The sequence below is a fragment of the Janthinobacterium sp. GW823-FHT03B06 genome, from assembly GCF_058796955.1.
In genome coordinates, this window is the sequence record NZ_JBXAJE010000003.1 from 476,275 (window position 1) to 493,516 (window position 17,242).

Here is a 17,242-nt window from a genome sequence, read left to right on the forward strand (position 1 = left end):
GATTAACCTCCGGAAAGTGCCTGCAAGATGTATACCTGGCTGTCGGGCCGCAAGGCGTCGTCCAGCACGCTGCGCTCGCGGCAGCGCACGCCGTCGATGAAGATCACCACATTGGGACGCAACGCGCCCTGTTCGTCGAGCACGTAGCCGCGCAGGCGCGGCTGCTGGGCAAAGACGCTGTCCAAGGCGGCACGCAGGCGTGGCGCGGACACGTCCACCGAGGGGACGTTCAGGAAGCGTGCCAGTTGTTGGGTAAAATGCAATTGCGCCATGCTGCCTTCGACGTCATCGGCCTGGACTCATTCTAGTCCGATTCGCCGACGATGCAACGACGATACCGCTAAAATAGCGGCAAGCACACAAGGAGGCCAGGCATGACGATTACCCCGGAAGAACTAGCGGTGCTGATGCAGGAAGTGGAAGTGGCCGACCCGATCGATTTTGCCGACCTGCCCTTCAACGAGCAGGAATTGCGCGGACTGATCGCCAACCACCTGTGCGAGATGGCCGACGCCATGGAAAGTTTCAGCCCGGAAGACCGCAACCTGGCCCTGCTGGCCGTGGCGGCCAAGCTGGTGCTGGAAAACCTCGTATTGCACGTGCAGTTGCTGCGCCGCCACGGCTTGCCCGTCAGCGACGGCGTGGAAGCGCTGCTGCAGCGTTTGAAGAACCCGGGCAAGCCCTGACTACGGCGCGGCAAGCCGCTATTGCAGGTTGATGGCGGTCAACACCATGCTGCTGCCAGGTAAATCCGTGCCTTGGCGGATGTACAGCACGCCATGCCGCGACAGCGCCAGGCTGCCGCCCATGCGGTAGGTCCAGACGGTCTTGCGGCTGGCCAGGTCGATCGCATAGGTATTGTTGCGCCCGCCAACAAACAGCAGATTGCCGGTGACGATCAGATCGCCGCCAAAATACCCATCAAGGGCCGTATCCAGGGGCCAGCGCCATAGGAGCGCACCGTCGGCGAGCTGGCGTGCTTCGAGCGCCTGACCGGCCTGGTTGCCCACGTACACGACGCCCCGCGCCACCACTGGCTGCGTGCTGAACTGCCCCTGCACCGTCCAGCGCACGGCGCGGCTATCCACGTCAACCAGGCTCAGGCTGTTATCCGCCGCCTCGCCGGCCAGCGGTCGCTGATTGAGCACCAGCACGCTGCCCGCCTCGGCCAGCACGGGCGCCTGGCGCAGGCTGCTCTTGTTCAAGCCGCCCAGCACCTGGCCCGGCACCGCCACGCTGAAGCGCGTCGTGCCATCGGCGATATTGAACGCCGTCAATGTCCCTGCCGCATGGCTGTACACCGTGCTCGCATTGACGGCGGGTGTCCACTCATCAACATTGCCCAGCTTGGACAAGCCCAGACTGGCAGACCAGCGTGTCTGGCCCGTCGCCGCACCGATGGCACTTACGTCGTTATTCCCGCCCAGGTAGACATTGCCGTCCAAAAAGGTGGGCGCCGTCGCCAGGGAAACACCCAGCAGTGCGCCATTCGTATTCGGCGGACGCACGCCGAGCGGCGCGCCACCAGCAAGCGCGTCAAAGACATACACGGTATCGCTGCCCGCCATGGCCAGCTTGCCGCCCGACACGGCCGGCGCGCCCAGGTAACCGTCCGACGTGAGCGACTGGGTCCAGCGCGCCTGGCTGTCGCTCTCGCTGAGCGCCGTCACCGTCGACGTGGTCACATATTTGCTTCTGCCGTCCGCCGGCGCGGCGGACTGCTGGCTGACATACACGAGGCCGTTGGCCGTCACCACGGGACTGCCGACGACCGCGCGCGGGGAGCTCGCGCCCAGCCAGGTCCAGCGGCGCGTGAAGCGGCGGCTGTCGAAGGTGGCCGGCACCAGGCCCGTATGCGCGGCATTGCCATTCACGCCTTCCCAGTCGTCCACGCCGGGCAGGGCTTGCAAGGCGCCCATGCTGCCGGCGAGCGGCGCGACAATGACCTTGTAATCCATGCTTTCCGTCTTGTACAGGCCTACCGTGGCGGGCAAGAACAGCTCGATCTTGCCCGTGTACTCGCCGGGAAGCAGGCCAGGCACCGTTTTGAACGTCAGCCGCCAGCTGCCATCGGCCTGCTTCTGGCGGTCGGCCGCCTGCAGCACGAGCGCCGTGCCGCTGGCGGGTTTTTCCTGCGGCTGGGGACGCGCATCGCTCACGCCATCGGCCAGGCGCACTGTCACGCGAATATCATCGCAGGTGGCACCAGGCTGGGCCGTGCAGCTGCCGCTCACCTCCGCCAGCGTCATGCCGGGTTTTTCTTGCAAGCCAGGCGGCACGCCAACGGCGCTGCCGGAACCGCCGCCACAGGCGGACAAGGTAGTCATGATGGCCAACGCCAATGCGGCGGCCTGCCACAACGAAGGGAATAATGTGCGCATGCAATGTCCATGTTGAGGTTTCATTTCCTCCCCAATGGAGGTGTGCTGGAAACCTGGACTGAATGTTATAGCATGAGAAACATTGTTAAAATCTAACAGATACTCACAACAACGCTTTACTTGCGCACGGCGCGCGCCTGGATGGTGATATCGCTTTCGGCCACGGCCACGCAGGGCAGGATGTAGCCGTCGAGCCGTTCATCGGGGCTGATGCCGGGCCAGTCCACCGTGTAGCGGATCTTTCCTTCGGGCATGTGACAAATGCACGTGCGGCACGTGCCGTTGCGGCAGGAACTGAGCAGGCGGATGCCGGCCAGCTCGGCGGCGGCCAGCACGGTGGTGCCCGCCTCGGCCGGGAATTGCCAGCCTTGCGGGACGATGGTGACGGTAAAGGTGGGGATGGTGAGGGGCGCGCTCATGCGCCCAGTGTAACAGTCAGCTTGCCAGGGTCGTCCAGCGCCCCCCTCCCGCATGGCTGCGCAGCACGGCCTCCGCAAAGGCCAGACCCGCCACGCCATCGGCCACCGTCGGCAGCCAGCGCGCCGCTTCCGGTATCGGCGTCTCCGCCTGCAGGGCGCGAATGGCCAAGGCAGCATCGAGGTACAGCTGGGCGAACGCTTCCAGATACCCTTCCGGATGGCCGGCCGGCACGCGCGTGGCGTGGCGCGCGGCGGCGCTGTCGACCCGGCCCGGACGCAGCAGCTTGCGGTTGCCGCCCTGCGGCGTGAACCATAACGCGTTCGGCTGTTCCTGGTCGAAGTCCAGCTGCGCCTTGCTGCCGAACAGGCGCAAGCGCACCGTGTTTTCGCAACCGGTCGCCACCTGGCTGGCCCACAGGGTGCCCTTGGCCCCATTGGCATAGCGCAGCATCACCTGCACGTGGTCGTCCAGGGTGCGGTGCGGAACAAAAGTCGACAATTCCGCCAGCACGGCATGCGGCGTCAAGCCGCTGACGAACTGCGCCAGGTGATACGCGTGCAAGCCCACGTCGAGCAGGGTGCCGCCCGGGCCGGCCTTCTGCGGGTCGTTATGCCAGTTGCCTTCGCTCATGCCACCCGCGTGTATCGCGTCGGCCAGCCAGTCCTGTGAATATTCCACCTGCACAAGGCGCAGCTCGCCGATGTCGCCCGCCTCGACCATGGCTTTCGCGTGGCGCAGCAGCGGATAACCACTGTAGGTATGCGTGAGCGCAAACAGCAGATTTTTCTGCTTGGCCAGCGCCGCCAGCGCCTGGCCTTCCGCCAGCGAGATGCCCAGCGGCTTGTCGCAGATCACGTGGATGCCCGCTTCCAGGAACGCCGTGGCGACGGGCGCATGCAGGTGATTCGGCGTGACGATGGCCACGGCCTCGATGCCGTCGGGCCGCAGGCTTTCCGCCTGCGCCATGGCGCGGTAATCGCTGTAGCAACGGTCGGGCGCCAGGTGCAGCGCCGCGCCGCTGTCGCGCGCGCGCTGCGGGTCGGACGACAGGGCGCCCGCCACCAGTTCGTACTGGTCGTCGATGCGCGCCGCGATACGGTGCACGGCGCCGATAAATGCGCCCTGCCCGCCCCCTACCATGCCCAGCCGTAAGCGTCGCTGCATGTCGTCTCCCTATTTCAATCCCAACAAATGGTTGATCTGGCCCTGGTCTACCGCGCTGCCCGCGAAATCGTCGAACGCATGTTCGGCCACGTGGATGATGTGGTCACGGATGAAACGCGCCCCTTCGGCCGCCCCGTCCTCCGGGTGTTTCAAACAGCATTCCCACTCCAGCACGGCCCAGCCGGGGAAGTCGTACTGCGCCATCTTCGAGAAAATCGCCTTGAAGTCGATCTGCCCGTCACCGAGCGAGCGGAAGCGTCCGGCCCGGTCTTGCCAGTCGCCATAGCCGCCATACACGCCCTGGCGCCCGTTGGGCCGGAACTCCGCGTCCTTGACGTGGAAGGCCTTGATGCGCGCATGATAGATGTCGATGAACGCCAGGTAATCGAGCTGCTGCAGCACGAAGTGGCTGGGGTCGTACAGAATCGAGGCGCGCGGGTGGTCGTGGACGGCGGCCAGGAAACGCTCGAAGGTCACGCCGTCGTGCAAGTCCTCGCCCGGATGCAATTCATAGCAAAGGTCCACGCCGGCCGCGTCGAACGCGTCGAGGATGGGCAGCCAGCGTTTCGCCAGCTCGGCAAATGCCGTCTCCACCAGTCCGGCCGGGCGCTGCGGCCACGGATACAGATACGGCCAGGCCAGCGCGCCGGAAAACGTCACGTGCGCCTGCAAACCCAGGCGCCGCGAGGCGGTGGCCGCCCACAGCAGCTGCTGCGTGGCCCAGGCCGTGCGCGCGGCAGGATCACCGCGGACCTGTTCTGGCGCAAAGCCGTCGAACAGCGCGTCGTAGGCCGGATGCACGGCGATCAGCTGGCCCTGCAAATGCGTCGACAATTCCGTCACCTGCAAGCCGTGGCGCGCCAGCAAGGCGACCACGTCGTCGCAGTACTGCTGGCTGGCGGCCGCCTGCTCCAGGTCGAACAAACGCGGCGCCGTCGGCAGCTGCAAGCCCTTGTAGCCCAGGCCGGCCGCCCATTGCGCCAGGTGCTCGAGCGAGTCGAACGGCGGCGCGTCGCCGAGAAACTGGGCCAGGAAAATGGCCGGGCCCTGGATGGTTTTCATGTCAATGTCCTGTTGGAGAAAGCCGGGGTCAGACCCTCAATGCCGCTAACGCAAAGGTCATTGCTGGCGGGCGAGGGGGTCTGACCCCAGAATTTAAAAAGGCGAGTTCGGAAAGTAAAACTGCTTGGCGTTCTCGCGCGTGATCAGCACCGAGGGGATGATCGTGTTGGCCGGCAATTTATCACCTTTCAGGCGCGCTTCCGTCGTCAGCTTGATGGCGTCGTACATGAATTTCGGCGAGTACGACACGTCAGCCACGATCAGAGGGTCGGAACCGTCCATGATCTTTTTCACCGCGCCCTTCGCGCCCGCGCCGCCGAACACCTGCTTGATGTCCGTGCGCTTGGCTTGCGCGATGGCTTTCTGCACGCCGATGGCCATGTCGTCATCGGCGGCCCAGACGGCGTCGATCTGCTTGAAACGGGTCAGGTAATCCTGCATGACCTTGAAGGCATCGTCGCGGTTCCAGTTGCCGTACTTGGCGTCGAGCACCTTGATATCGGGATGGCCCTTCATCACGGCGGAAAACGCGTCAAAGCGCTCGTTGTCGAGCGTGGTCGGCATGCCGCGCAACACGACGATATTGCCCTTGCCATTCAGGCTTTTCGCCAGGTATTCGGCCGGCAGCTTGCCGAAGGCCGTGTTGTCGCCCGCGATGTACGCATCCTGCGACTGCGTGTTCGTCAAGCCACGGTCCACCACCGTCACATACACGCCCTTGCTTTTCACTTGCGCGACGGGCTGCGTCAGCGAGGCCGATTCGATGGGGAAGATCACCAGGGTGTTGATCTTGTTCACCGTCAACATATCCTGCAGCTGGTTCGCCTGCTCGGGCGCCGTGGCGGCCGTCTTGACGATGATTTTCACGCCAGGATGGGCTTTTTCCAGCTCCGCCTTGGCCTGGTTCGCCCACCAGACGATGCCCGAGGTAAAACTGTGCGTGGCCGTGGGGATGGCCACGCCGACGACGAGCTTGTCAGCGGCTTGCGCCGGCCCCATCGGCAGCGCCCACGCCTGCATCACCAGCACTGCCATTCCTGCTACCCGTATAAAGCTCTTCATGCTGCTCTCCTCCAAGGTTGTGGGCGCCCGTTGGCCGCCCTTTCAGAACGCCGCTCTTGTTTTATTTGCGGCCTCGCTGCAGGAAGGCGACGGCGATGATCACCACGCCTTGCACTGCGGCATTCAGGTAGACACTGATGATGCTGGTCAAATTCAGGATATTGCTGATCACGGAGAGCAGGATGGCGCCGATCACGGTGCCGACGATGCGCCCTTCTCCCCCTTTCAGGGCCGTGCCGCCGACGACGACGGCGGCGATCGCTTCGAGTTCCCACAGCAAGCCCGTGGTCGGCGTGGCCGAGCCCAGGCGCGGCACGTACAGCACCGTGGCGATGCCGACGCACACGCCCAGCAGCATGTAGGTGGCGATCTTGACTCTGTCGACGTTGATGGCCGCATAGCGCGCCACTTGCTCGTTGGAACCAATCGCCTGCACGTGGCGGCCGAACGTGGTGCGGTTCAATATGACGGCGCCGGCTGCCGCAACGAACAGGAAGATCCAGATCGGGATCGGCGCGCCCAGCACGCTCGTGTAGTAGACGGGGCTGTACAGCTCGGACAAGGTGGCGTCCAGGGTCAGCGCGCCGCCGTCGGCCAGATATGTGAGCACGGCGCGGAAGATGCCCAGGGTGCCCAGGGTCACGATGAACGGTTCGATATTGCCCTTGCTGATTAATAAACCGTGCATCAGGCCGAAACCGGCACCGAGGATCAAGGCCATGGCGATGCCCAGCACCAGCATGGTGATCGGTGCCAGGTTGCCGCCCGCGCCTTGCGCCAGCGCATTCATGAAATAAATCATGCAGCCGGCGATCAGCGCCGCCATGGAGCCGACCGACAGATCGATGCCGCCCGAGATGATGACGAAGGTCATGCCGACGGCGATGATGCCGATGAAGGCCGTGCGCGTGAGCACGTTCATCAGGTTGTCCACGGTGGCGAAGTCGCCATTGAGCAAGGTGCCCGCGATGCACAGAGATAACAAGCCCAGCACGGGGCCGAAGCCCTTGATGCGCGCGCCGAATCGGGAGATTGGGGATACGGTGGTGTCAGTGCGTGCCGGTTGCATGGGCAATCAACTCCTCTTCGGTCAGGTGGTCAGCAGACAGGGTGGCTTGCAAGGTGCCGGCGCGCATCACGGCGACCCGGTGGCACAGGCCGATCAATTCGATCAATTCCGATGAAATCACGATCACGGCGCGCCCTTCGGCGGCCAGGCGGTGGATCAGAAAGTAAATATCGCGCTTGGCGCCCACGTCCACGCCACGGCTCGGTTCATCGAGCACGACGACGCGGGGGTCCGAATGCAGGTATTTCGCCAGCGCCAGCTTTTGCTGGTTGCCGCCGGACAGCATGCGCGCGCGGCTGTCCAGGTCGCCCGTGCGGATATTGAAATCCTCGACAGCCCTGGCCAGCGCCTGTTTCTCGCCCTTCACGTCGAGCCACGGCCGCGCATAGCGCTCCATCGTCATCATCGTGAGGTTTTCGCGCAAGCCCAGGTTTACGTGCAGTCCTTTTCCCTTGCGGTCTTCGCTCAGATACGTCATGCCGTGCTGCATCGCTTGCCTGGGCGTGCGGATGTCCACGGGCTGACCATTGAGATGGATCGTGCCCGCGCTGCGCGGGCGCAGGCCCAGCAGCGCCTCGAACGATTCCGTGCGCCCCGCGCCCACCAGGCCCGCAAAGCCCAGCACTTCGCCGGCGCGCACCTCGAAGGACAAGTCCCTGGACCAACCCGGCACCGTCAGCCCCTCGACTTTCAGCAACACAGGAGCTTCTTTCGGCAGCGCCACCTTGGCGGGGAACATGTCGGACAATTCGCGCCCCACCATCAGGTTCGCCATCTGCTGACGCGTGAGGCTGGCCGTCGGCTCGCGCGTGACGAAGCGCCCATCGCGCATGACGATGACTTCGTCCGTGTTGCGTTCCACTTCGTCGAGCTTGTGGGAAATATAGAGGATGGTGACGCCATCGCTTTTCAGCTGCGCCATGACGGCGAACAGGCGCTGGGTTTCCGACGACGTCAGGGTGGCGGTCGGCTCGTCCATGATCAGGAAGCGGGCGCGGCGCGACAGGGCCTTGGCGATTTCCACCAGCTGTTTCTCGGCGACGATGAGGTCGCGGATCTTCGTGTCGGGCGACACGTCCAGGCCCACCTGTTTCAAATAGCGCGACGCTTCCTCGCGCATGGCAGCCTCGTCGAGCAGCCAGCCGCGCGTCTTTTCGTGGCCTAAAAACATGTTTTGCGCCACCGTCAGGTGCTCGGCCAGGTTGAATTCCTGGTGGATCAGCACGATACCGGCGGCCTCCGCCGCGCGCGAACTGGCGAAGCGCCGGGGCTGGCCATCGATCAGCAGCTGGCCTTCGCTCACGCCCTCGTAGCCGGCGAGGATTTTCATCAGGGTCGACTTGCCGGCGCCGTTTTCGCCCAGCAAGCCATACACGCGCCCGGGCGCCAGGGTAAAACTGACGCCATGCAAGACGCGCACGGGGCCGAAATCCTTGCACACTCCCTCGAAACCGACGGCAACGCTCACTATGCACTCCCTCGCAAGACCAAGTTATGTTCCAGCAGCACGCCCGGCACGCTGGCTGCCGGGTTAGCCAGCCGCTGCAGCAGCAGGCGCGCCGCCGTCTCGCCCAGTTCGCGCATCGGCTGCGCGATGGTGGTCAAACCCGGGTCGATCTGCGCGGCGATGGCGATATCATCGAAGCCGATGACGGCCACGTCTTCGGGCACGCGTTTTTTCAGCTGGCGCAGCGCGCTCAGCACGCCAATGGCCAGGGTGTCGGAGACGGCAAAGATGGCCGTCGGCGCATCAGGCCCCGCCATCATGCGCAAGGTGGCGGCCGTGCCCGCTTCATAGTCGAGGCTTTGCACCGTGTGCACCCACTGCGGCCGCACGGGCAGGCCGGCCCCCGCCAGTGTGTCCAGATAGCCTTGCTGGCGTTGCCGCGCATACAGATAGCGTTCGTCAGAATTGATCAGGCCGATGCGCGTGTGGCCGCGCGACAGCAGGTGCGCGACGGCGTCGGACGCGGCCCGGTGGTTGTCGATGCCGACATAGGGCACGGCCACGGCGGGGTCGAATTCGCAGCACGCCACCCACGGCAGGCTGACGGATTCATGCGACAAGGCATGCTGCACCGTGTCCGGATCGAGGCAGATGGCGCCGTCGGCGCGGTGCATGCGCAGCAGGTCGAAATAGGAACGCTCGCGGCCCGCATCGGCGCCCGTGTCGCACAGCAAGACGAAGTAGCCGTGCTCGCGCGCCACCGTATCGATGCCGCGCACGATCTGCGCATAGAAGGGGTTGCCCACGTCGGGCACCATGGTGAGCAGCATGCGGCTCTCGGCAGTGCGCAGGCTGCGCGCCAGGTGGTTCATGCGGTAGCCGAGCGCGGCCACGGACGCGAGCACCTTGTCGCGCGTGGGCGCCCGCACGCCTGCCTGCTCGTTCATCACGCGCGAGACGGTGGCCACCGACACGCCCGCATGCGCGGCGACGGCGCTGATGGAGACGGTTTCTGTGGGCAAGGAAGACGGGACGGCTGGCGGCATGGGGTTTTTCATATAAATGTAATCGATTACATTTATAGGCCAGCCGGGCGCGCGATGCAAACATTATCGATGCTGCAATGCGCAAAAAACAGGCAGGAAAAGAGAAAAAACGGAGACCGAACGGGGACAAAAACGGCCCTGCGCGGGCCGTCTGACGCAGCTACTTCTGGACTTGGAAGGTGTTCTGCTGCACGGCAAAACCGGCGCGCACGGCGGACAGGGCCGCCACCCACAGGATCAGGCCGGCACCGAGGCAACCGATAGGATGGATGGGGCCGTGGCGCACGGTGAACGGATAGCCGATGGCCCACACGCACAGCGCCATGCCGATGGCCACATGGCGGCGCGCCTTGAACAGCCAGGCCAGCGGAAAGAAATGCAGGCCCACGATCAGAATGACGGCGGGAATGAACCACGCCTGCAAGCCCAAGTTTTTCAGGACATTGCCGACGATAAAGATGGCAATCCATTGCCCCGCGTTCACGATATTGAACAGCCGGCCCACGCGCTTCGCTTCCGGCGTCTGTTCCGCCGCCGCATGCGCGGCCCGGTAGCGGCTGAACTGGCGCCACGCCAGCATGAACAGCAGGACGGTGATGGCGGCAATGGGTAGCAACCTTAAGGGATGCGCGCCATACGTCTGCACGCACCAGGCGGCAACCCACAGGCCGCCAAACACGGAAAAGAACATGGCGCCGATGGCGCTGCGGGCAAGGGCGGCGGCAGGGTCGGTCTGTGCGGTCTGTGTCAGGGTCATGGCAGGGTCTCCCGGTCAATCAAAGTGATTACTTCATCATCGCGCAAAACGTTTCCGGATTGCCGTCAAGGATGACGCCGCTTGGCCAGCGGTGGCTGCGCTGCTGGGCGCGCAGCAGGGACGCGGCCAGGGCCGAGTCGCCGTCGACGGCATACACGAAGACGGGCATGTTCAGGCTGGCCGCATCGGCCAGCAAATTCGGATTGGCGTCGAGGCTGCGCGCGTCCACGTGCACGCCCGTGGGCATGCCGATCTGCTGCTGCACGCGCTGCAGCCAGGGCTTGTCCAGCTTGGGCGGACGGGCGTTTTTCGCGATATAGCGGCTGACCCGGTTGGCGCCGGCCGCCTGCGCATTGCGCGCATCAAACACGAGCAGACCGAGGTAACCCTGCGGATCGGCGCGGCGCGCGCAAGCGAGGTTGTTCGGCACGCCCGAGGTCAAAAACCAGTTGCCATGCTTGATGTTGGCGCGCAACTGCGCCACCAGCGTATTGATGGGCGCGCACGACGGCACGACATCCTTGATTTCCGCATTCAGGGTCTTGGCCGGGAACGCCGTGGCCAGGTCGGCCACATCGCTGACGAACGGCGGCGTTTCCGGCGTGGCCACGCCACGGTTCTTCATGCTGGCCGCGCGCCAGTCGTCGGCCGTCAATTGTTTCACGGTGCGGGGCGATCCCGTGTCGACGACCCGGCCCGTCAGCAGATCGTGGTGCACCACCCAGCTGCCGTCACCGAGCAGCTGCAAATCCGTCTCGACGCCGTCCCAGGTGCCGAAATACGTGTTGCGCAGGGCACTCAGCGAGTTTTCCGGCGCATTGCCGGCGCCACGGTGGGCATGCACCTTCATGCCCAGGCAGTCGGCCTGGACGGCCGTGCTGGCCATGCACAGCAGCAAGCCCAAGGCGGCCGCCTTATTTCTTTTCCGGGTGATAACCATATTCGAGTCCCTGCAAAATATTGATGCGGATCGCTTCGTTGACGGGGTAGCTGTAGCCCTGCCCCACCGCCACGACGTGCGTGATATTGGCCAGCAAGCCCTTGCCGGCGATTTGCCAGCGCGTGCTGTCGCCGTCGGCCTGGCGGTTCCAGTCCAGCATCTGGCGGAACAGCTCGCTCTTCGTGACATTGTTGTCCGACAGGCTAAAAATACCCCAGGTTCCCAGGAAGGCGCCGGCCAGCACGCCCGTGGCGATCCACGCGGAACGACGGCTCAGCTGGCCATCGGCGCCCGCCTGCTCGCCCCGGCGCGCCGCCAGCACCAGCAAGCCCACGGTGGCGATCAGGTACAGCAGTTTCGAAAAGTGGCCGATGGCGCCCAGGAGCGAAAAGAACAGGGCCACGGGCGGCACGATGGCCGCGCGCGCCGCTTCCTTGCCCTCCGCATAATACTTGCCATGCACTTCGAAATCGCTGCGGCTGGCGCGGTACTCGACCAGCTTTTCCGCCGTCTGGCGCGCGGCGAACTGGTCGAACAGGCGGCTGAACTCGGCCGGGCTCGCATACGCGTCCTGCACCACGGCGCCCTTCGGCAGCCGCAAGCCCTTGCTCGCCTCGCTGCCGTCGCCACCGTCCGGCCCGTCGCGCAGCACGGCCTGGATGCCGGGGCGCGCCACGAAGGCGGGGAAGGACAGGCCCGGCGGAATGCGGTCGCCTTTGATAGTCAAGCCCTTGCCGGCCGCTTCCGACGCATAGCGGCGCTTGACGGCGGCGCGGAAGCTCAACTGATCGGCGGGATGCCAGTTGGCCGACACGGGTACCTTCTTGCGCACATTGTTGACGACGGCCGCCTTGCGCCGCGCCGGCACGGAATGCGGCTGCCAGCCGTGGCGCGACAGGCTTTGCCGGTAATCGTTCCACGCCGATTCCTGCTGCTGGCGCAAGCCCGCGTCGTCGTCGGGAATGATACCCGAATACAATTTCCACTTGTCATGCACTTCGCCGATCGCCTGCTGGTACTTGTCGTAGTAGCCGGCCGCGCCGCCGGCGATCTTGCGGACGTTAAAATTGATCAACTGTTCCTTGGCCGGCTCCATGCGCTCGTCGAGGTGGCCCACCGACACGGCCAGAAACGGAAACAGGGCGAGGAAAGCCTTGCCTTCCGGCTTGGCAAACAGGGTGGCATCGTCGACCAGGCCCTGCAATTGCAGGCTGCCGCCCACCAGCGAGCGCTGCATCAGGGTGGTGTTGAAGGCCAGGCGGCGAAATTGCGCATCGCGCGTTTCCACCAGCACCGTGACCGTCGTCTTCAGGATGCCGAATACGACCGCGGCCGTGGCGATGCAGCAGAAGATGATCTTTTTCCAGCTGGGGCCGCTGCCATTGTTCTTCAGCCGGCGGCGCCACATCAGTTGCAGCACCACCAGCGCGGCGGCGATGCCCGACAGGCTGCGGCCATAGAATTCCACGCCTTCCACGTCGTGCGGCTTGACGTCGCCGCCCACCACGTCGAGCAAACGGGCATTGAAGCCCAGCTCGCAGCACAAATAAATGATCGTCAGGACGATCAGGATCAAGGTCTGCCGGATTTGCAGACTGCGCAGACTCGCGGCCATCTTATTTCCTCAGATCGATGACGACGGGCTTGATCTCTTCAGCCTGGAAGATCATCGGCGCGGCCGCCGGCGCGGCACCGCGCGGGGCGGGCACGCTGATGGCGGGTGCCGCCGCCCTGGCCGGAGTTTCCTGGCGGCGCGGCTTGGCGCTGGCGCGGCTGCCCGCTTTCGGCGCGGCGGCCGGGGCCGATGCCGGGGCCGGCGGCGCGGGAATCACGCGGCCGCTGTCGCTGCCGGGCGTGACGGCGATGACGGGGCCGGTACCGCGCAAGCCGTCGTCGGCAAACGGCTGGGCGCGGGTATCGACGCCGGGCGGCACGGCCACGCTGGCGTTGAGCAGGCGGTTGTCCGTGTAGATCATGCGCGACAGGCGGTTGTAGTTGGGAAAGTCGATATTGAGCGATTTCGCGTCCGCCGCCAGTTCCACGCGGGGGCGGTCCTTGCAATTGCCCACCGTCCACTGCAGCACGTCCGTGCCCTGGAAAGCCAGCACTTCATAGCGGTAGGCGCAGCCGCGCTCCTGCGTTTCCACGATCACCACGGTGCGCTCGCCCACGTTTTCCACGCGCGCCACGCGGGCCGTGATCGCGTTGGCCAGCGGCACGACGCGAAACGCCTGCGACAGCTTGATCGAATACTTGCCTTGCGGATCCTTGCGCAAGGTGCCTTCCGTGCCGTCGCGCAGGCGGAAGGTGGACAGCGGCGTGCCGAACAGCTCGGCCGTATCGAGGCCCATCATCACGCCGCCACGGCCGTTCGGCGTCATGGCGCAACCCGTCAGCAGGATGCCGGCGGCCACACCCATGGCCAGTGTGCGCCAGTGCGCGGATGCAAAACTCTTATACGTTGTCATGCTCGATAACTTTCTCTTATTTCAGGATTCAGGGATTGATGACGGCCAGCGGATTGCCCGGGCCTGGCGGCGGCAAGACTTTCTGGCGGTTGCGCGACAGCACGGTGAAGGCGCCCAGGGTGTCCGGCCCGGCGACGATTTCCAGCTGCTCGCGCTGCAGCCAGGTGCGGATCTCCGCCTCCGTCGCCTCGGCGCGGAACAGCACGCGCGTGCGCACGCCCGTCTCGACGCCGCTGCCACTGCCGCTGCGGAATTCCGCATTGCCGACGACAGCCTGATCTTTCGGCAGGAACAGCCACGCCGATTGCACCACCATCACGCTGGCGGCCACGGCCGTGACAATTTTCAGCCAGCGGTTCGCATTGGCCGCCTTGATTGGCGTCAACTGTGGCGCGGCGGCATCGGCCGAAGCGATCTGCAACTGCTGCAGCCCCTGGCGCAGCAGTTGCCGGTACGCCACGCGGCCATCCTTGCCCAGCTCGCTCGACAGGGGCGTGCCCGTCAAGGCGTAATCGTCGCCGGGCAAGGCCACGCGGGCGATCACGCCGGGCGCCGCCGTGGCCCCATTGGAACGGCCATGCAGCTCCAGCCAGCGCGCCGCCTGCAGGCGCTCCTGGCTGAACACGCCCAGACAGGCGCCCAGGTCCGTCACGGCCACGGTCACGGGCATGTCGCACAGCACCAGGCCCGCGCGGGGGTCGGCGGGCGCGTCGCGCTCCTCGACCACGAGGCCGCAGGCATCCGCATACGCGGTATCGGGCGTGACGAGCCAGCCGCGCCAGCGCTGTCCCGAACTGTCCCAGGCGTCGAGCAGCACGGCGCCAAAGCCGGGGCAACGCGCCAGCAGGTGGATTTGTCCGCCCGCGATGGGCCGCCCGACCAAGGGCGCCGCGTCGCTGCGGCGCGCAAAGCGTTCCATCAAGTGCTCCGGCACGGCAATGCCGCGCCAGTCGGGGGGAGTACCCGCCACGTCCGCGTCCAGCAGCTCGGCGGAAGTCCGCGGCGATGGCAGGCGCGCGGCAACGATGGCCAGCGAGGGCGTCAATGCAGTCATGCCGGTGGCCTTTCATCAGGGTTCGGGTGGGTGGACACGGGGTCCATGTGCAGGGATAACGCGGCCACGCACAGAATATCCAAAACTATTTGCGCCGCCTGCAGGTCGCGCGCGGTCAGCGCATCGCCCACGCGCAGCTTGAGCAGGGTCAAGACCCAGCTGCCCAGCAAGGTGGCGCGGTGGGCCGGCTCGACGATCTGCCGTCCCGCGCTGGCGGGCTCGCCCTTCTGCCGGTGCACGAGGCCTAATTTTCCGCCGTGATAATGCGCGGAAGCGATCTGCTCGGCCAGTTCTTTGACGGGCATGCCGCCGCAGCCGCAATGGCGCAGCAGCAAGATCAAATCGCGGGGCAAGGTGGCGATAAAAACGTCGGCCGCTTCGCGCACCGATGCCGGAGTCAACTGGTAGTCGCGCAGCGGCGCGGCATAGGCGTCGGGCGCCTGCAAGTCGCAGCCCTCCTGCGCATCGGCGTCGTCGTCATCGCGCTGTTTGCGCAGCTGGTCGATGATGAAGCGCTTGAAGTACAGGTACAAGGCGCCGACGTGGTGGGGCGCGGCGTCGCTGTCGCCGTGCAGGACTTTTTCAATGAAGAACTGGTGGCGCAAGTCGGCCAGCGAGTCGCCGAGCGAGGCCGTCTCGCGCGGGCGGCACGGCGTCAGCGCGGCAATGACGCGCTGGTAAAACTCGCCCAGTTCGCCTTGTGTCAGCCGCTGGCGGCGCGTCCAGAAGTCATGAATCCGTTCAAATTGTTCCGATTGCAAAGCCGGTCCGATCGTGTGTTGGGCGGCACGCGCCACTGGCCGGCGGCGATACCCACCGTGCGCTGGCCAGACAAGAGAAACTTGTCAGTAAGGTAAAATGCATTTAGGCAATTTTCTCATATCACAGTAAAAATCGCTAACTTTTGTTACTTTCACGACAATCCCCGAGACCCCGATGCAACGCCTGATTCCCCTGTTTTTCAGCCTGTTCTTTTTACTGCTCAGCAACGTCGCGCACGCCGCCGCGCCTGCGCCCCCCGGCAAGCGCATCGCCCTGGTGATCGGCAACGCGGCCTATCCGCAGCCGCTATTGAACCCCGTAAACGATGCGCGCGCCATGGCCGAGCGCCTGCGCCGCCTGGGCTTTGAAGTGCTGTTGCGCACGGACATCAATGCGCAACAGCTGCAAAAGGCGTCGGCCGAGTTTTCCACGCAGGCGCGCGGTGCCGATATCGCCCTCGTGTTTTACGCGGGCCACGGCGCACAGGCGGGCGAAACCAATTATGTGTTGCCGCTGGGCGCCAACATGAATACGCTGAATGCGGCGGCCATCGCCGCGCAGGGCGTGTCCGTCTCCAGCCTGGCGGGCGACCTGCAGCGCACGGGCGCGCGCGGCGCTGTGCTGATCCTCGACGCTTGCCGCCAGGAATATACGCGCGGCGGCGCCGTGATGGTCCCTGGCGGCGGCAATGCGGCCAGCCACGGCTTTGCCGACACGCAAGCGCCACGCGGCGTGGTGATCGCCTATTCTGCCGGTCCCGGCGCCCTGGCGCGCGATTTCTGGTCGCCCGATTCGCGCAACAGCCCGTATACCAGCGCCCTGCTCGACGCGCTCGACGCCCCGGGTCTGCCGATGAGCGACGTGTTCTCGCAAGTGGCGGCCAGGGTCGCCACCATGACGCACGACGTGCAAAAACCGCGCGTGTCATTTGGCGAAACGTCGGCGCGCCTCGTGCTGAACATGGGCAGCGGCAAAGGCGTCAGCCAGCCTCCAGCCAGCGTGCTGGCCGGCGCGCAAGGACAGGGCGGCATGCGCGCACCGGTCCCGGCGCCTGCCCCAGCGGTGGAAAAGCCGGCCGCACCGGGGGCCAAGGTGTGGCCAGGCAATGTGCTGCAAGACATCAACTATGAAATCCGCATGCAGATCGCGGCACGGCCGTTTCCCCGCCAGCAGCTGGAAAAGCGCGCACGGGGCGGCGATCTGGTGGCGCTGACGGCGCTCGGCTACGGCATCGGCGGCGGCGATGCGGGAATAAAACAGCCGAAGGCGGGCATGCAATGGCTGGAAAAGGCGGCCGCGAAAGATTTTCCTATCGCCCAAACCTACCTGGCCGAATTGCTGATGGTCAAGGGTGACCCGGCGTCATTGAAACGGGCGGGCGTGCTGCTGGACGCCGCCTCGCAAGCCGGCTACAGCCCCGCCCATGCGTATAAATTCGACCTGGCGCGGCGCACGGGCGCACCGCCGCAGGATGCGGCCCGCCATTTGCAGGACGCTTTCATGGGCTTGATGAAGGATTACCAGGGCGCCGCCAAGGACGTATTACAGCCACCGAAAAAATAATTGCAAATAATTTTGGATTTCCCTGAACTGCCCCCGTTATCCGTGGG

The 17,242-nt window shown here is 65.3% G+C and carries 17 protein-coding genes; 2 read left to right on the top strand and 15 right to left on the bottom strand.

Annotated elements, in window-relative coordinates:
- Positions 1 to 2: 2 nt before the first annotated feature.
- Entirely contained in the window at positions 3 to 272 is a 270-nt protein-coding gene (locus AC1RBA_RS13205) for a MoaD/ThiS family protein (protein ID WP_121670862.1), read from the bottom strand.
- Between the two features lie 102 nt (positions 273 to 374).
- Here AC1RBA_RS13205 and AC1RBA_RS13210 point away from each other — a divergent pair, with 102 nt between their 5' ends.
- Positions 375 to 686, top strand: a complete 312-nt coding sequence (locus tag AC1RBA_RS13210; protein ID WP_070219056.1) for a hypothetical protein — start codon at positions 375 to 377, stop codon at positions 684 to 686.
- A gap of 18 nt (positions 687 to 704) precedes the next feature.
- Here AC1RBA_RS13210 and AC1RBA_RS13215 read toward each other — a convergent pair whose 3' ends face one another.
- The 14 genes from AC1RBA_RS13215 to AC1RBA_RS13280 form a co-directional block, all read right to left on the bottom strand.
- Positions 705 to 2,381: an outer membrane protein assembly factor BamB family protein gene (locus tag AC1RBA_RS13215; RefSeq protein WP_492418558.1), complete on the bottom strand. Its 1,677-nt coding sequence runs from the start codon at positions 2,379 to 2,381 to the stop codon at positions 705 to 707.
- A 116-nt stretch (positions 2,382 to 2,497) separates the two neighbouring features.
- Entirely contained in the window at positions 2,498 to 2,800 is a 303-nt protein-coding gene (locus AC1RBA_RS13220) for a 2Fe-2S iron-sulfur cluster-binding protein (protein WP_492418560.1), read from the bottom strand.
- A 16-nt stretch (positions 2,801 to 2,816) separates the two neighbouring features.
- Entirely contained in the window at positions 2,817 to 3,965 is a 1,149-nt protein-coding gene (locus tag AC1RBA_RS13225; protein ID WP_492418562.1) for a Gfo/Idh/MocA family protein, read from the bottom strand.
- A gap of 9 nt (positions 3,966 to 3,974) precedes the next feature.
- On the bottom strand, positions 3,975 to 5,027 hold the full coding sequence (locus AC1RBA_RS13230; RefSeq protein ID WP_492418564.1) for a sugar phosphate isomerase/epimerase family protein: 1,053 nt from the start codon (positions 5,025 to 5,027) through the stop codon (positions 3,975 to 3,977).
- A gap of 93 nt (positions 5,028 to 5,120) precedes the next feature.
- Entirely contained in the window at positions 5,121 to 6,089 is a 969-nt protein-coding gene (locus AC1RBA_RS13235; protein ID WP_492418566.1) for a substrate-binding domain-containing protein, read from the bottom strand.
- Positions 6,090 to 6,150: 61 nt separating this feature from the next.
- Entirely contained in the window at positions 6,151 to 7,158 is a 1,008-nt protein-coding gene (locus AC1RBA_RS13240; RefSeq protein ID WP_492418568.1) for an ABC transporter permease, read from the bottom strand.
- Positions 7,139 to 8,626 (bottom strand): sugar ABC transporter ATP-binding protein, encoded by a 1,488-nt coding sequence (locus AC1RBA_RS13245; protein WP_492418569.1) that lies wholly within the window; start codon positions 8,624 to 8,626, stop codon positions 7,139 to 7,141. The genes AC1RBA_RS13240 and AC1RBA_RS13245 overlap by 20 nt, the downstream gene beginning before the upstream one ends.
- Positions 8,626 to 9,651, bottom strand: a complete 1,026-nt coding sequence (locus AC1RBA_RS13250) for a LacI family DNA-binding transcriptional regulator (protein ID WP_492418571.1) — start codon at positions 9,649 to 9,651, stop codon at positions 8,626 to 8,628. The genes AC1RBA_RS13245 and AC1RBA_RS13250 overlap by 1 nt, the downstream gene beginning before the upstream one ends.
- Positions 9,652 to 9,811: 160 nt before the next feature.
- Entirely contained in the window at positions 9,812 to 10,408 is a 597-nt protein-coding gene (locus AC1RBA_RS13255) for a hypothetical protein (protein ID WP_492418573.1), read from the bottom strand.
- A 28-nt stretch (positions 10,409 to 10,436) separates the two neighbouring features.
- Positions 10,437 to 11,348 carry a glycerophosphodiester phosphodiesterase gene (locus tag AC1RBA_RS13260; RefSeq protein ID WP_492418574.1) on the bottom strand — a complete coding sequence of 304 codons (912 nt, stop codon included), beginning with the start codon at positions 11,346 to 11,348 and terminating at the stop codon, positions 10,437 to 10,439.
- Entirely contained in the window at positions 11,323 to 12,963 is a 1,641-nt protein-coding gene (locus AC1RBA_RS13265; protein WP_230504189.1) for a hypothetical protein, read from the bottom strand. Before AC1RBA_RS13265 ends, AC1RBA_RS13260 begins: the two co-directional genes overlap by 26 nt.
- 1 nt (position 12,964) lies before the next feature.
- On the bottom strand, positions 12,965 to 13,816 hold the full coding sequence (locus AC1RBA_RS13270; protein WP_492418576.1) for a hypothetical protein: 852 nt from the start codon (positions 13,814 to 13,816) through the stop codon (positions 12,965 to 12,967).
- 28 nt (positions 13,817 to 13,844) lie between these two features.
- A complete protein-coding gene (locus AC1RBA_RS13275; RefSeq protein ID WP_492418578.1) occupies positions 13,845 to 14,870 on the bottom strand; it encodes a hypothetical protein in 1,026 nt (341 codons plus the stop codon).
- The gene (locus tag AC1RBA_RS13280; protein WP_492418580.1) at positions 14,867 to 15,631 is read right to left on the bottom strand and encodes a hypothetical protein; all 765 of its coding nucleotides are present in this window, start codon (positions 15,629 to 15,631) and stop codon (positions 14,867 to 14,869) included. Before AC1RBA_RS13280 ends, AC1RBA_RS13275 begins: the two co-directional genes overlap by 4 nt.
- A 175-nt stretch (positions 15,632 to 15,806) precedes the next feature.
- Between AC1RBA_RS13280 and AC1RBA_RS13285 the strand changes: the two genes are divergently transcribed.
- Positions 15,807 to 17,195, top strand: coding sequence for a caspase family protein (locus AC1RBA_RS13285; protein ID WP_492418581.1), 1,389 nt, complete (start codon positions 15,807 to 15,809; stop codon positions 17,193 to 17,195).
- Positions 17,196 to 17,242: the final 47 nt, after the last annotated feature.